14 protein-coding genes are annotated in these 14382 nt (G+C 72.7%); 5 read left to right on the top strand and 9 right to left on the bottom strand.

What is annotated here, in order from left to right; translation table 11 throughout:
• Positions 1-77: 77 nt before the first annotated feature.
• The 7 genes from G567_RS26010 to rimP form a co-directional block, all read right to left on the bottom strand.
• Positions 78-1079: a DHH family phosphoesterase gene (locus G567_RS26010; RefSeq protein WP_051232087.1), complete on the bottom strand. Its 1002-nt coding sequence runs from the start codon at positions 1077-1079 to the stop codon at positions 78-80.
• Between the two features lie 62 nt (positions 1080-1141).
• Entirely contained in the window at positions 1142-1600 is a 459-nt protein-coding gene (gene rbfA / locus G567_RS0100750; protein ID WP_028928457.1) for a 30S ribosome-binding factor RbfA, read from the bottom strand.
• Between the two features lie 21 nt (positions 1601-1621).
• A complete protein-coding gene (locus G567_RS0100745) occupies positions 1622-1918 on the bottom strand; it encodes a DUF503 domain-containing protein (RefSeq protein WP_028928456.1) in 297 nt (98 codons plus the stop codon).
• A 61-nt stretch (positions 1919-1979) separates the two neighbouring features.
• A complete protein-coding gene (infB, locus tag G567_RS26005; protein ID WP_037055236.1) occupies positions 1980-4946 on the bottom strand; it encodes a translation initiation factor IF-2 in 2967 nt (988 codons plus the stop codon).
• Positions 4947-5040: 94 nt separating this feature from the next.
• Complete coding sequence (locus G567_RS35820) at positions 5041-5322, bottom strand: YlxR family protein (protein WP_261763829.1); 282 nt, start codon at positions 5320-5322, stop codon at positions 5041-5043.
• 95 nt (positions 5323-5417) lie between these two features.
• Entirely contained in the window at positions 5418-6458 is a 1041-nt protein-coding gene (nusA, locus tag G567_RS0100735) for a transcription termination factor NusA (RefSeq protein WP_028928454.1), read from the bottom strand.
• On the bottom strand, positions 6455-7000 hold the full coding sequence (rimP, locus tag G567_RS0100730; protein ID WP_037055369.1) for a ribosome maturation factor RimP: 546 nt from the start codon (positions 6998-7000) through the stop codon (positions 6455-6457). The genes nusA and rimP overlap by 4 nt, the downstream gene beginning before the upstream one ends.
• A 135-nt stretch (positions 7001-7135) precedes the next feature.
• On the opposite strand from rimP, the gene G567_RS0100725 reads away from it, so the two are divergent.
• Both G567_RS0100725 and G567_RS0100720 read left to right on the top strand, forming a co-directional pair.
• Positions 7136-7651 carry a hypothetical protein gene (locus G567_RS0100725; protein WP_186814196.1) on the top strand — a complete coding sequence of 172 codons (516 nt, stop codon included), beginning with the start codon at positions 7136-7138 and terminating at the stop codon, positions 7649-7651.
• A complete protein-coding gene (locus tag G567_RS0100720; RefSeq protein ID WP_037055231.1) occupies positions 7648-8109 on the top strand; it encodes a ferritin-like domain-containing protein in 462 nt (153 codons plus the stop codon). The genes G567_RS0100725 and G567_RS0100720 overlap by 4 nt, the downstream gene beginning before the upstream one ends.
• Before the next feature lie 141 nt (positions 8110-8250).
• Here the strand turns inward: G567_RS0100720 and G567_RS0100715 are convergent, their stop codons facing one another.
• Entirely contained in the window at positions 8251-9270 is a 1020-nt protein-coding gene (locus G567_RS0100715; protein ID WP_028928450.1) for an aminotransferase class V-fold PLP-dependent enzyme, read from the bottom strand.
• Positions 9271-9304: 34 nt separating this feature from the next.
• On the opposite strand from G567_RS0100715, the gene G567_RS0100710 reads away from it, so the two are divergent.
• Both G567_RS0100710 and G567_RS0100705 read left to right on the top strand, forming a co-directional pair.
• Positions 9305-9715, top strand: coding sequence for a secondary thiamine-phosphate synthase enzyme YjbQ (locus tag G567_RS0100710; RefSeq protein ID WP_028928449.1), 411 nt, complete (start codon positions 9305-9307; stop codon positions 9713-9715).
• Positions 9716-9740: 25 nt separating this feature from the next.
• Positions 9741-10547, top strand: a complete 807-nt coding sequence (locus G567_RS0100705) for a DUF8017 domain-containing protein (RefSeq protein ID WP_028928448.1) — start codon at positions 9741-9743, stop codon at positions 10545-10547.
• A gap of 33 nt (positions 10548-10580) precedes the next feature.
• Here G567_RS0100705 and G567_RS0100700 read toward each other — a convergent pair whose 3' ends face one another.
• A complete protein-coding gene (locus G567_RS0100700; RefSeq protein ID WP_084795630.1) occupies positions 10581-12173 on the bottom strand; it encodes a PucR family transcriptional regulator in 1593 nt (530 codons plus the stop codon).
• A gap of 170 nt (positions 12174-12343) precedes the next feature.
• Between G567_RS0100700 and G567_RS0100695 the strand changes: the two genes are divergently transcribed.
• Positions 12344-14380, top strand: coding sequence for a hydantoinase/oxoprolinase family protein (locus tag G567_RS0100695; protein WP_028928446.1), 2037 nt, complete (start codon positions 12344-12346; stop codon positions 14378-14380).
• The last annotated feature ends 2 nt before the right edge of the window (positions 14381-14382 follow it).

The raw sequence follows: 14382 nt of genomic DNA, 5'->3' as shown, positions 1-14382 counted from the left end.
GGGTCCGGTTCCCGGCCCTGGTGCCGATGTCGGCCCTGGTGCGGATGCCACTTCTCCTCCTCGAGTCGGCGCACACGCTAGCGGTCGGGACCGGAGATCGAGCGGTGACCCGCAAGGCCGGTCGGGGCCGCGGCGTCGAGCGCGGCGCGCAGCGCGTCGAGGAGATCACCGGGCTCGCCGTCCCAGGTGAGCCCCGCGGCGTTGCGGTGCCCACCGCCGCCGAGCGCGACCGCGACCGCCGCGACGTCGACGGTCCCCTTGGCCCGCAACGAGACCGTCCAGCGTCGCGGGCCGACCTGTTTGAGTACGGCGGCGACCTCGGCCTCGGCGGCGCAGCGGATCTGGTCGATCACGCTGTCGATCTCCTCGAACCGGAAGCGGGCGATCAGCTCGGCGGGGACGATCGTGTGGACCAACCCGTGCCCACCCGCGGCGCACAGGTCGAGCACGGCGTCGCGCAGCACGTCGGCGAGCGCGCCCAGCCAGGCGAAGGGATGCGTGTCCGTGATCGGCCGGATGAGCGGCTCGACCTGCACCCCGGCCTCCAGCAGCGTCGCGGCCAGCCGGTGCGCCCCGGGTCCGGCGGTGCGGAACCCGACGGTGTCGGTGACGAGCCCCACGTAGAGACAGTTCGCGATGGCCTCGTCGATCGGCGTACCCAGTGCGGTGAGGATGCGGTGCACGAGCACGACGGTGGCCTCGGCGCTCGGGTCGACGACCTGGTGGGTGCCGAACCCATCGTTCGACGCGTGGTGGTCGACGAGCAGCGTCGCGCGGGCCGCGGGCACTCGGTCGGCGAGCCCACCCAGCCGCCCCACGCTGGCCGTGTCGCAGGCCACCAGGACGTCGGGTACCGCGGGTACCTGGGCGGCGGGCACGAACAGGCCCAGGACGTCGAGCGGGCGCAGCGACTCGGGCATGACGTCGGGATCGGCGAAGGAGACCCGGACCGTCGCGCCGCGCCGCCGCAGCGCGATCCCCAGCGCCAGCACGCTGCCGAGCGCGTCGGCGTCGGGCTGGACGTGCGCCAGCAGCGTGACGTCGCGGGCGTCGGCGAGCAGCGCGGCCGCCGCGGCCACATCCGCGGCCGGGCCCGCCGGACCTGCCGAGTCCCAGCCCGGCTGCGGGCCGCGGTAGCCGCTCACTCGGCGGCGTCGAGGTCGTCGGCGGCGCGCGGCGACCGGTAGGGGTCGGCGTCGCCGGCGAACCGGGCGGTCGCGGCGAGCCGGGCCACCTCGGCGTCGGACTCCCGGGTGCGGGCCAGCAACTCCTCCATCCGCCGCGCCTCGTCCGGTACCTGGTCCAGCACGAACGCGAGGCTCGGGGTGTATCGGACGCCGGTCTGCTGGCCGACCATGGTGCGCAGCACGCCGGTGGCGCTGGCCAGCGCGGCAGCGGCGCCCGCGGTGTCAGGTGCCTCGTCGACCGAACGTCCCAGCACCGTGTAGAAGACGGTGGCCTCGCGCAGGTCGCCGGTGACGCGGGCGTCGGTGACCGTGACCATCGACAGCCGCGGATCCTTCACCTCGTGCTCGAGGGCGGCGGCCACGATCTGGGCAATGCGCTTGGCCAACCGCCGCGCGCGGGCATGGTCCACCACGATGGCCCTCCTTCGGTCAGGCTATTCGTCCTCGGGGCCCAGCATCCGATGCCGGGCCGAGAGCAGCTGCAGTTCGGGGCGGTCGGCCACCAAGCGCTCGCAGCGGTCGAGCAGCGCCGTGACATGACAGGCGTCCGGGGCCACGCAGCTGATCCCGATCAGCGCGCGCCGATGCAGGTCGAGATGACCTGCCTCGGCCACCGCGACCTCGAACCTCCGGCGCAGCTCGGCCACGACCGGCCGCACCACCGACCGCTTCTCCTTCAACGAGTGGACGTCTCCGAGCAGCACGTCCAGCTCCAGGGCACCTACATACATGTGCGCTCCGCGCCCGTGAGTGCTGGGTACCGCTGGAACGGTACCCAGCACTCACGAGGCGTCAGCTCCTCGGCTTCTCGCGCATCTCGAAGGTCTCGACCACGTCGCCGACCTTGATGTCGCTGTAGCTGCCGAGCGTCAGACCGCATTCGAAGCCCTCGCGGACCTCGACCACGTCGTCCTTGAACCGCCGCAGCGAGCTGATCGGCAGGTTCTCGGCGATGACCACGTTGTCACGCAGCAGCCGGCCTCTGGCGTTACGCCGGATCTCCCCGCTCATCACCAGACAACCGGCGATCGTGCCGAACCGGGAGGACTTGAAGACCTCGCGGACCTCGGCCCGGCCGAGGTCGACCTGCTCGTACTCCGGCTTGAGCATGCCCTTGAGGGCCTGCTCGATCTCCTCGATGGCCTGGTAGATCACCGAGTAGTAGCGGATCTCGACACCCTCGCGGTTGGCCAGCTCGGTGGCCTTGCCCTCGGCCCGGACGTTGAAGCCCAGCACGATGACGTTGTCGGCGATGGCGAGGTTGATATCACCCTCGGTGATCCCACCGACGCCACGGTGGATCACCCGCAGCTCCACGTCGTCGCCGACATCGATCTTCATGAGCGCGTCCTCGAGTGCCTCGACGGTACCCGAGTTGTCGCCCTTGATGATCAGGTTGAGGGTGTTGGTCTCCTTCAGCGCGGCGTCCAGGTCCTCCAGGCTGACCCGCTTGCGACGGCTCGCCAGCTCGGCGTTACGCTCCCGGGCGCGGCGGCGGTCGGCGATCTGCCGAGCCACCCGGTCCTCGTCGACGACGAGGAACGTGTCGCCCGCGCCGGGCACCGAGGTGAACCCGATGACCTGCACCGGCCGCGACGGGGTCGCCTCGGTGACGTCCTCGCCGTTCTCGTCGACCATCCGGCGCACCCGGCCGGACGCGTCGCCCGCGACGATCGAGTCGCCGACACGTAGCGTGCCGCGCTGCACCAGCACCGTGGCGACGGGGCCGCGCCCGCGGTCGAGATGCGCCTCGATCGCGACGCCCTGCGCGTCCATGTTCGGGTTGGCCCGCAGGTCGAGCGTGGCATCGGCGGTCAGCAGGATCGCCTCAAGCAGCGCCTCGATGTTCGTGCCCTGCTTGGCGGAGATGTCGACGAACATCGTGTCGCCGCCGTACTCCTCGGCGACCAAGCCGTACTCGGTGAGCTGCTGGCGGATCTTCGCCGGGTTCGCACCCTCGACGTCGATCTTATTCACCGCGACCACGATCGGCACGTCGGCCGCCTGGGCGTGGTTGATCGCCTCCACCGTCTGCGGCATCACGCCGTCGTCGGCCGCGACCACGATCACCGCGATGTCCGTGGACTTCGCACCGCGGGCGCGCATGGCGGTGAACGCCTCGTGACCCGGGGTGTCGATGAAGGTGATCGGCCGCCCCTCGCCGTCGAGGTCGGTCATGACCTGGTACGCGCCGATGTGCTGGGTGATCCCGCCTGCCTCGCCCTCGCGGACGTTGGTCTTGCGGATCGTGTCCAGCAGGCGCGTCTTGCCGTGGTCGACGTGACCCATGACGGTCACGACCGGCGGGCGAACCTCGAGATCTTCGTCGCCACCCTCGTTCTCGCCGAAGGAGATGTCGAAGGAGTCGAGCAGTTCGCGGTCCTCCTCCTCCGGGCTGACGACCTGGACGGCGTAGTTCATCTCGGTGCCGAGCAGCTCGAGCACCTCGTCGGAGACCGACTGGGTCGCGGTGACCATCTCGCCCAGGTGGAACAGCACCTGTACCAGCGACGCCGGGTTCGCGCCGATCTTCTCGGCGAAGTCGGTCAGCGAGGCACCACGCGGCAACCGGACGGTCTCGCCGCGGCCCTTCGGCAGCCGGACGCCGCCGACCGTGGGGGCCTGCATCGAGTCGAACTCCTGGCGCTTCTGCCGCTTCGACTTGCGACCCTTGCGGGCCGGACCCCCGGGACGACCGAAGGCACCGGCCGCGCCGCCGCGGCCACGGCCACCGCCACCGGGACGGCCAGGGCCTCCCCGGAAGCCGCCACCGCCACCAGCCGGGGCACCGCCACCGCCACCGGGACGGAAGCCACCGCCGCCGGGACGACCGCCACCGCCCGGACGGCCACCGGGACCACCCGGACGGCCACCGGGACCGCCACGGCCACCGGCGCCCGGCCCAGGGCGACCGGCCGGACGCGCCGGCATCATGCCCGGGTTCGGGCGCGGCGGCATGTTGCCCGGCGACGGACGCGGGCCACCGCGACCGGCCTCACCGGGACGCGAGCCACCGGCGGGCGGGCCGGGACGAGGACCGGGCTGGCCGGAAGCGGCCTGACCCTGCCCGCCCTGGCTGGGCGACGGGCCGGGACGCGGCGGCATCGAGCCGGGCCCCGAGCGCGGCGGAGCGCCGGAACCGACACCGAACGGGTTGTTACCGACCCGCGGGGTGCGCGGGCCGGGCTTGGGCGCCTGCGGGCGCGGCGGCACCGTCTGGGCCTCGCCGGCCGCCGACGGCGCCGGGCCTGCGGCGTCCGGACGCTGGGCGGCCGGGCCGGGACGAGGTGCGGCGGTGGGCTGGGCCGGGGCCTGGGCGGCCGCGGGCTGCTGACGCTGGGGCGGGCCGGGACGCGGACCGGGCCGCGGGCCGCCGGCCGGGCGCGGCTGACGTTCGGCCGGTGCCACGGACTCGGCCGGCTGGGCGGGTCGCTGCGGGGGGCCGGGCCGCGGGCCCGGCCGCGGGCCCTGAGTGCCGCCGGATCGGGGCGCGCTCGGGCTCGCCGAAGGACCGGGAGCCGGCGCGGAGCCCGCACCCTGCCGCGGGCGACCACCGCCGCCGGGACGGCCGCGCCGCGCGCCGTTGCCGCCCTCGCCACCGCCTGCCATTGCCTCGCGCAGCTTGCGCGCGACCGGGGCCTCCACGGTGGAGGACGGGGACTTCACATACTCACCCAGGTCCTGCAGCTTGCTGAGGACCTGCTTACTGCTGACTCCGAGCTCCTTCGCGAGCTCATGTACGCGGGCCTTGCCTGCCACTGCTCTCCTTGTAATCCGGAGGCCGGGCGGCGTGTCCCGCTCGACCTCGAACCTAGTGTCGAAGCGCGTTCATGGTGCGATCTTCACGACTGGCTCATGACGGGTCGACCTTGCCTTCGTGACGGACGGACACGGGCGTCTCCCGTGACCCTTTGGACTGCAGGTGGGACCGTACCTCGGAGACGTCCAGCGGTCCCGGCACACGAAGTGCGCGCGAGAACGCCGAGCGACGCTCGGCACGGCCGAGGCACTCCAGATCGGGGTGCAACCAGGCACCTCGGCCGGGGCGCCGCCGCCGCGGGTCCGGGATGAGCACCCCGTCCACCGCGACGACACGCAACAGACCATCGGCCGCCGCCCGGGTCCGGCATCCCACGCACGTTCGAACCGGAGCGAAACCGGCTCCGGTGGCCGGGCGTGCGGAAGTCGTGCCCTGGCGATGGGCCGAGGACGAGTGTAGCGCGTCGCGACTCAGCCGATCGACTCCGTACCCGAGGCCCTCGCGATCTCCGAGGGGTGCGTGTCGACGGCGTTGCGCGGATCGGAATCGCTGCGGATATCGATGCGCCACCCCGTCAAACGGGCCGCCAGCCGGGCGTTCTGCCCCTCCTTGCCGATGGCGAGGGAGAGCTGGAAGTCCGGCACCACGACCCGTGCGGTCTTGGTCCGGGCATCGAGAACCGTGACCGACACCACCTTCGAGGGCGACAGCGCGTTGCCGACGAACGTCGCCGGGTCATCCGACCAGTCGATGATGTCGATCTTCTCCCCGGCCAGCTCGCTCATCACCCCGCGCACCCGGGCCCCCATCGGACCGATGCACGCGCCCTTGGGATTGACCCCCGGCACCGTCGAGCGGACCGCGATCTTCGAGCGGTGCCCGGCCTCGCGGGCCACCGCCACGATCTCCACCGAACCGTCGACGATCTCCGGCACCTCGAGCGCGAACAGCTTGCGCACGAGATTGGGATGCGTTCGGCTCAACGTGATCTGAGTGCCGCGCATTCCCCGGGTCACCCCGACCACATAGCAACGAATCCGCTCGCCGTGGACGTACTTCTCCCCGGGCACCTGCTCGGCCTGCGGCAGCACACCCTCGGTCGAACCAAGGGAGACCACCACGACACCCCGGGCGTTCGCGCGGGCGTCGCGCTGCACCACACCGGCGACGATCTCGCCTTCCTTCGCGGAGAACTCGCCGAACGTCCGCTCGTGCTCGGCGTCGCGCAGCCGCTGCACGATCACCTGGCGGGCCGTGGTCGCGGCGATCCGTCCGAAGCCCTCCGGGGTGTCATCCCATTCGTGGCGAACCGCGCCGTCGGCGTCGAGCTCCTGCGCCAGTACCCGGACCTGGCCGGTCTTGCGATCGATCTCGACCCGCGCGTGCGCCTGGTGACCCTCGGTGTGCTTGTACGCGGTGAGCAGCGCCGTCTCGATGGCCTCGATGACCATCTCGAACGGGATGTCCTTGTCACGTTCGATCGCGCGCAGGGCGGCGATGTCGACGTTCATGCCTCGTCCTCCGTCTCGGCCGCCCGCGGACCCTGCCCGCCCCGGCCACCCAGCAGCGCGATCTCGGACTCCGGCGGTGGTCGGAACTCGACCTGCACGCCTGCGTGCGCGATATCGGCGTAGTGCAGCCGGCGCAGCGTCCCGTCGACGAGCAGTTGCACGGTGTCCTCGCCGGCCTCACCGACCCGTCCGGTGACCGTCTGCCCGTCATGCAGCCGGACCTGGACCAGCCGCAGATATGCCCGTCGCCAGTGCCGCGGGCCGGCGAGCGGGCGGTCGACGCCCGGCGAGGTCACCTCGAGGGTGTAGGAGCCCGCGATCAGATGCTGGTGCTGATCGAGTTCGGCCGACGCCGAGCGGCTCAGCCGTGCGATGTCGTCGAGGTCGACGCCGTTGTCCGAGTCCACCACGACCTTCACGGTGTGCCGGCGACCGGCCGCGCGGACGTCGAGCGTGTCGAGTTCGAGGCCCGCCGCGGCGACGATCGGCTCGAGCACCCCGTGCAGCTGCCCGGTGAGCTGCTCGGGGCTTGGGGTGGGCATCAGGATCACTCCACGGATCGAGGGGCCGGCTGGTGGCCACCCGGCGGCCGGATCCTCGCAGGATCACCGGACGACCGGGTGGTCGCTCAGGGTATCGCGCCGTACCCGGGTACCGGCCTGGCAGGATGGGCCGTCGTGAGCACCCGGGACCTGCTAATGGACGGTGCGCCCGCCCCGTCCCGAGGGCCGGGTCCGGCGCTCTCGCGGCGGCGTCTGCTCGCGCTGGCCGCGCTCGCCCCGGCCGGGATCGCCGCACTGGGCGGCTGCTCCGCCATGGCGACCGGGTCCGGGCGTCCCGACCCGCTCATCGCGCTGGCCGACCAGGCCCGTGCGGATGCGGCGCTCGTCGCCGCCGCCATCGCCGCGAAACCGGCACTGGCCGACCGGCTCGAACTCGTGCGCGCCGCCCGCGCCGAGCACGCCGCGGCCCTCGACACCGAGGTCGCGCGGCTCGACCCGGCGGCGTCCAGCACCCCCGCCCCGCCGCCCACCCCGTCCGGCACACCGCCCACGCTGACCGCGGTGACCGACGCGCTCACCGCCTCGGCCGGAGCGGCCACCGGCCTCGTCGCGGCCCTGCCCGTCGAGCGCGTCGGGCTCGTCGCCGCGGTGGCGGCGTGCTGCGCCACCCATGCGGTGGTGCTCGGATGAGCCCATCGCCGGTCTCGACGATCGACGAGGCCGCCGCCGATGCGCTGCAGGACGCGCTGGCCGCCGAGCACGCCGCGCTGTGGGTGTACCCGTTGATCGTCGTCTTCCTGCCCGCCGACCAGGCCAAGCAGGCCCGCGCCGATGCCGAGGCCCACCGCGCGCTGCGCGCCGCGATCGAGCAAACACTGACCGATATCGGCGCGCGCCCGGTGTCCGCGCTGCCCGCCTACGCCCCCCCGCGGCCGGTGACCGATGCGCGGTCGGCCGCCGCACTCGCCGTCGTCGCGGAGACCGACGCGCTCGGCGCCTGGCGCGCGGTGCTGGAGCACACGACCGACGCCCCGCTGCGCGCCGCCGCCCTCGACGCACTGGTCGAGGGAACCCTGCGCTGCACGCGCTGGCGCCGGAGCGCGGGCCAGACGCCCGCCGTCCCGGTCTTCCCCGGCCTCCGTCCCTAGCCCCTCCCCCGCGAGTCGCGGTATTTCCGAGCGCGAGCCGGGGTTGTCCGGCCGCCCCGCGCGTCATGATCGGCATCTCGGCAGCGGCAACCGCGATGAGCGCGGTTCTCCGGGCCCAGACGCCGATCAGGAACGAGACGGTCAGCGCAGCGCGTCGAGGGCGGCTGTCACGTCGGCGTCGGTGTTGTAGAGGTGGAACGACAGCCGCGCCCCGCCCGCCCGACCCGCGACGACGAGGCCCGCCTCCGCCAGCCGACCCAGCGCGCCGCGCCGCTGGACGGTGACGATCGCCGAACCCGCAGGTTCCAGACCCATGGCCGCGCGGAAGGAATCGGCCAGCCCCACACAGTGGGACCGGACCGCCTCGAGATCGAGCCCGGCCAGCCAGGGCAGCGCGACGGCGGCCCCGACATGGCCGAACCACACCGGGGACGTGTCGAGCGAGCGGGCGTCGGCGGCCAGCCGCAGCGGCAGGCCGTAAACGCTGCTCCAGGGGTCGGCCCCCGCGTACCAACCGGCGGCGTGCGGAACGAGCTCCAGCTCGGGGTGCACCGCCATCCAGGCCGCACCCCGCGGGCTCAGCAGCCACTTGTACGCCGCTCCTGCCACCGCGTCGGCCCAGCCCAGCTCCAGCGGCATCCAACCGGCCGCCTGGGTGACGTCGAGGACCACCCGGGTTCCGGAGGCGCGCGCGCAACGCAGCGCCTCGAGGTCGGCGATGCGTCCATCGGCGGACTGCACAACGCTCACCGCCACGACATCGAAGTCCGCCGCGCGCGCTCCGATCTCGTCCAGCGGTGCCTCGGTGACGGTCACCCCGCGCCCGGCCTGCGCGGCGAACGGGAAGCTCACACTGGTGAACTCGCCCGCCGCAACGAGCACCCGGCTGCCGTCCGGCACGCTCGCGGCCACCATCCCGATCAGCGGGGACACCGCGGCGCCGATGGCGACCCGGTCGGCCTCGACGCCCACGAGCTCGGCAAAGCCGCGGCGGGCGAGCGCGACCGGCTCGTCGAACTCCTCGGCGTGCCCCGCGCCGGTCCGCCACTCCCGCACCGCCCGCTCGACCGCCTCGGCGACGGCCATGGACGGCGTTCCGATGCTCGCGGTGTTCAGGTAGCCGTCGGGGACGTCGAACTGCTGGCCGAAGGCGGTACGCATGAGTTCGACCCTACGGGTCCGTAGTGTCGCGTCCGTGCACAGCGAACTGATCGAGGTCCGCACCGGCGCGGCGGAGATCGTGGTCGACCTGACGAGCCAGGTGACGTCCTTCCTCCGCGGGGTCGACGCCGGCGACGGGCTGCTCAACGTCTGGGTGCCGCACGCCACCGCCGGCCTGGCGGTGATCGAGACCGGGGCGGGCAGCGACGCCGACCTGATCGCCACCCTGCGTGACCTGCTGCCGGCCGACGACCGCTGGCAGCACCGGCACGGCAGCCCCGGTCACGGCCGCGACCACGTCCTGCCCGCGATCATCGCGCCGTCGATCACGGTGCCTGTACTGGGTGGGCGTCCGGCGCTGGGCACCTGGCAATCGGTGTGCCTGGTCGACACCAACCGCGACAACCCCGTTCGGAACGTCCGGTTCTCGTTCCTCACCGGCTGATCCGCCGCGCGCTACGCTGCCCGTCGTGACGACGCCGGTCGGGAGGCCGCCGGACGACGGCGACGGCGCCCCCGAACACCCGGGCCAGCAGTACCCCGTGCTCGGCCATCCACCCCCACCGGTATGGGGTCCGCCGCCCCCGCCCCACTGGCCGCAGCCGGCGCCGCCGGAGAACCACCGAGGCAAGATCATCGCACTGGTCACGGTGATCGCGGTGGTGCTCGCGGGCCTGGGGCTCGGCGGGTTTCTGCTGCTGCGCGGCGGCGGGACGGTGACCCCGGCGGACTTCCAGCCCGTCCGCACCCCGTCGCTGGTCTATGCCGTGCCCCCGGATTGGACCACCACTCCGCAGGGCGGCTTCCCGCAGACGTTCGGCGTGACGTTCCAGGGTGCCGCCGAGGCGCCGGGTTACTCGTGCGGCGGTGCGGACTTCGTGCGTGGGACGGTGTCCAGCGCGCTCATCGTCGATGCGTCGGCCACGCCGGTGGAGGTCGCGCAGATCTTCGCCCAGGGGCTGGGCCGCCGCTACTACACCGGCATCGACGGTTCTCCGCCGCAGGTGGCGCTCGGGGCACCCGAGCAACGCGAGGTCGATGGCGTGCCGGCCACCCTGGTCGAGGCCACCGCGACGACTCCGTCGGACGACGGCTGCCTGGCCACCACCGGCACGGTGCTGGTGCTCGCGATCCCGACGACCTCCCGGGTGGGAGAGCCGGCCGTCGCGGTGTTCGTCGTCAACGGCGACGTGTCCGGTGGCCCGGCCGACCCGCCCTCGCCCAGCCGGACGACGCTCGAGCAGATCCTGGCCGGCGTGCACTTCACCGGCACGTGAGGTCATCTCCCCAGCTCACCCCCACCTGTGAGCTCACCGGCGGGGTTGGGAGAGGGCGAGGATCTCGTCCTGGAAGGCCAGGTAGAGGTTGGCGACCACGCTTGCGGCGCTGATCGGGGCGCCCATCTGCTGCTCCACCTTGTGCAGCCGGTAGCGCACGGTGTTGGGATGCACGAACAGCCGCTCGGCCGTCTTCTTGACATCCTGCTGACAGGCCAGATACGTGATCACGGTCTCGGCGAGGCCGCCGGCCCGGACCAGCGCCCCGAAGTGCCGGTCGAACCGCGCGGCGACCTGCGCGTCGTCGCGCCGGGTCAGCAGCCAGGTGGCGAAATCGACCTCGTCGAGCCGCACGATCCGGGTGCCGGCGCCGACGTCGTGGCGGCGGACGGCCACCCGCAGCGCGGTGACGGCCTCCTGGAAGTACTGCGGGGCGACGGTGAGATCCCCGAACGGGCCGCTGACACCGGTGAGATGCGTGCCCGAGAGCAACGCGAGCCAGCCGTCGGCGGCCGGGCCGTCGGCGAGCACGGCCGTCAGCGGGCTGCCGAACGTGTCGGACTCGTCCTCCTCGGAGAGGATGAGTCCGAGTCCCTCCAGATGCGCCTCCTCCAGCAGCACGTCGGAGGGGCGGCGGGGATCGATCGACGCCCGCCGCGGCGCCAGCGGACTCGCGGAGATCACCCGCAGCTCGCCCCCGACCCGGAAGCGGAACGGGCGCAACCGATCCCAGGTCTGGCGGACGCGCGAGGCGGGCACGCCGGCGTGCAACGCCGAGACCAGGCGCGCCGCCTCCGCGCGCTCCTGGTTCATGGTCAGGTCGCGGACCGCGTTGGCGGCGGCCAGCACATGTTCGGCGGTCTCGAGCAGGTCCGGTCCGAGGTCGTCGATGAGCGGGCTGTTCTGCGAGGCGATGGCGAGCCGGAAGCCCGAGCCGCGCAGCAGGAAGGGACGGGTCGCCACCGCCCACCGCCCGACCGAGAAGCGCTGTGGCGCCGTCTCCCTGGTCGCGATCTCCTCCCAGATGAGCCGCAGCGGCCCGTGGCCGGTCGACGCGATGATCCGGCCGGAGGACTCGTAGAGGGCCGCCGTCCCCTTGCTCAGCGTGGACAGCCGGGTGACGAGCGCGGTGGCGGGGTCGGTGGCCGAGAGCGCCTTCAGCAGGTCGTTCTGCAGCCAGACCGTGCGCTTGAGCAGGTAGGTCTCCGAGGACAGCGTCCCCCGGTTGACGAAGTCCTCGACGGCGGCGAACGGGGTGCCCGCACTCACCGTGAGCAGTGGGAGGCGGCGTTCGCGCGCCGCCTCGCGCAGGCCGGCAGGCACCTCGTCGAAATGGACGCCGATGCCGAAGAGCAGGGCGGCGGCCCCGGCGTCGACGAGCTGGTCGACGAGCCGCGCCTGCGGCGCCTCGTGCTCCGGCCGTTCGAGGAAGCGCAAGCCCGTGGTCAGCATGATCCACCCGGGGCGCAACCACCGAGCCGCATCCTCGATCTCGATCGAGTGCGCCCCGCGCACCACCGTCGAGAGATCACCCGGTTCAGCGACCGCCAGCCCGAGGCTCGGCTCGTCGACGAGTTGCCGCAGGGTCAGCGGCCCCATCGGTCGCTGACCGATGGACCGGCTCATGCCCGGTTCCGGCGCAACGTTGGGCCCATGATTTGTCCTACCGTACAGATCGATCACGCAAGACTTTGGAGTTCTTACAGTGACCGGCCGCACAGGGTCGGTGCACAGTCTCCAGCAACCGCGGCCGGCAGCGGGACATCAGTCACACTTCCCGACCCACGAGGGGCAACATGTCGAAACAACGCGTAGCCGTCGACGTCGGCGGCACGTTCACGGACGTGTGCATCTTCGACGAGACAACACGCCAGGTCCGCGTCACGAAGGTGCCGTCCACCCCGAGCGACCCCATGCGGGCGGTCCTCGACGGGGTGACGCGGGCCGACGTCGACCTCGCCGCGGTCTCGCTGTTCTCGCACGGCACGACCGTGGCCACCAACGCGCTCATCACCCGCAACTTCCGCCCGGCCGCCCTGGTGACCACCACCGGGTTCCGGGACGTGATCGAGATCCGGGACGGCACCAAGGACGATCTGTGGGACGCCTATCACGACGTCGCCCCGCCCTATATCCGCCGCCGCGACCGGTTCGAGGTGAGCGAGCGGATCGACTACTCGGGCCAGGTGGTGACACCGCTGGACGAACAGGAGGCCCGCCGGATCGCCGCCCTGCTGCGCAAACGCGAGGTGCAGACCGTCGCGGTGTGCTTCGTGAACTCCTACGTCAACCCGGCGCACGAGATCCGGATGCGGGAGATCCTCGAGGAGGAGCTGCCGGACGCGACGATCTCGACCAGCGCCGAGATCCTGCCCGAGATCTTCGAGCACGACCGGTTCACCACCACCGTGGCGAACGCGGTGCTCGCGCCGCTGGTCAGCGGGTACGTCAGCAGGCTCGCCGAGCAGCTGGGCGCGGGCGGCTACGCCGGTGACCTGCTGCTGCTGCACTCCGGCGGCGGGTCGATGACGCCGCGGATGGTGGAACGCTACCCGGTCCGGCTGGCCGCGTCGGGCATCGCGGCAGGCGCGATCGCGGCCCGGCACGTCGCGGCCCAATGCGGTTACGCCAACGCGATCGGTCTGGACATGGGCGGCACCAGCACGGACATCTCGCTCGTCCACGGCGGCGAGCTGCGGGTCACCAAGGAATGGTCGGTCGAGTACGGCTACCCGATCATCTTCCCGTCGATCGAGGTCCTGACGATCGGGGCCGGCGGCGGCTCCATCGCCTATATCGACGAGGCCGGTTCGCTGCGCAACGGTCCGCAGTCAGCCGGGGCCGACCCGGGCCCCGCGTGCTACGCAGGCGGCGGCACCGAGCCCACGAACTCCGACGCCAACCTGGTGCTCAACCGGCTCGGCACCTCACTGGCCGGGGGCGCCAAGGTGCTGCGGCCCGAGCTTGCCGAGAAGGCCATCCTCGACGGCGTCGCCCGGCCGCTCGGGCTCGATGTGGAGCAGGCCGCCAGCGCCATCCTCAAGGTGGCGAACGCCAACATGGCCGATGCGGTGCGGCTGATCTCGATCCGCCGGGGCTACGACCCGCGCGACTTCGCACTGGTGGCCTTCGGCGGTGCGGGTGCCCTGCACGGCGCCGAGGTGGCGCGTGAGCTGGGTATCCCGACCGTGATCGTCCCGGCGAACCCAGGGGTCACCTCGGCGCTGGGCTGCCTGCTCGTGGACATCCGCCACGACCTGTCGGCCATGTTCGGGGCGCTGGCGCACGAGGCCGACGAGGAGGAGTTCGAGAACGCCTTCGCCGGATTGGAGGCCGAGGCATCGGCCCGGCTGCGCCACGAGGGCGTCGCCCCGGAGGACGCGGTCCTCCAGCGTCTGGTCTCGATGCGCTACCTGGGCCAGTGGCGGTCGCTGAACGTCCGATGCGGCAGCGGGCGCGGTGCGCTGGCCGAGGCCGTGCAGCTGTTCCACGAGCAGCACGAGCGCGAGTACGCCTTCCGGCGCGACGACACGCCGGTCGAGATCTACCAGCTCGGGCTGACCGCGGTCGGCACCACCCCGAAGCCGGCGTTCACCCCGCACGATGCGTCGCGTAAGCCGGCACCCGCGCCGCTGAAGACCCGCAAGGTGTACTTCGACGGGAACGGCTGGCTCGACACCCCGGTCCACGACCGCGACGCGCTGCCCGCGGGCAGCGAGCTGACCGGCCCCGCGGTCATCGACCAGCTCGACTCCACCACGGTCGTCCCGCCCGGCACCCGCGCCGAGGTCGACGAGTGGCTGAACATCCGGATCCACCTGACGGAGGCGTGAGC

Source organism: Pseudonocardia asaccharolytica DSM 44247 = NBRC 16224 (genome assembly GCF_000423625.1).
Classification (GTDB): Bacteria; Actinomycetota; Actinomycetes; order Mycobacteriales; family Pseudonocardiaceae; genus Pseudonocardia; species Pseudonocardia asaccharolytica.
Note: the sequence above shows the minus strand (reverse complement) of the source record. Positions and strands in the feature narration are given on the sequence as shown.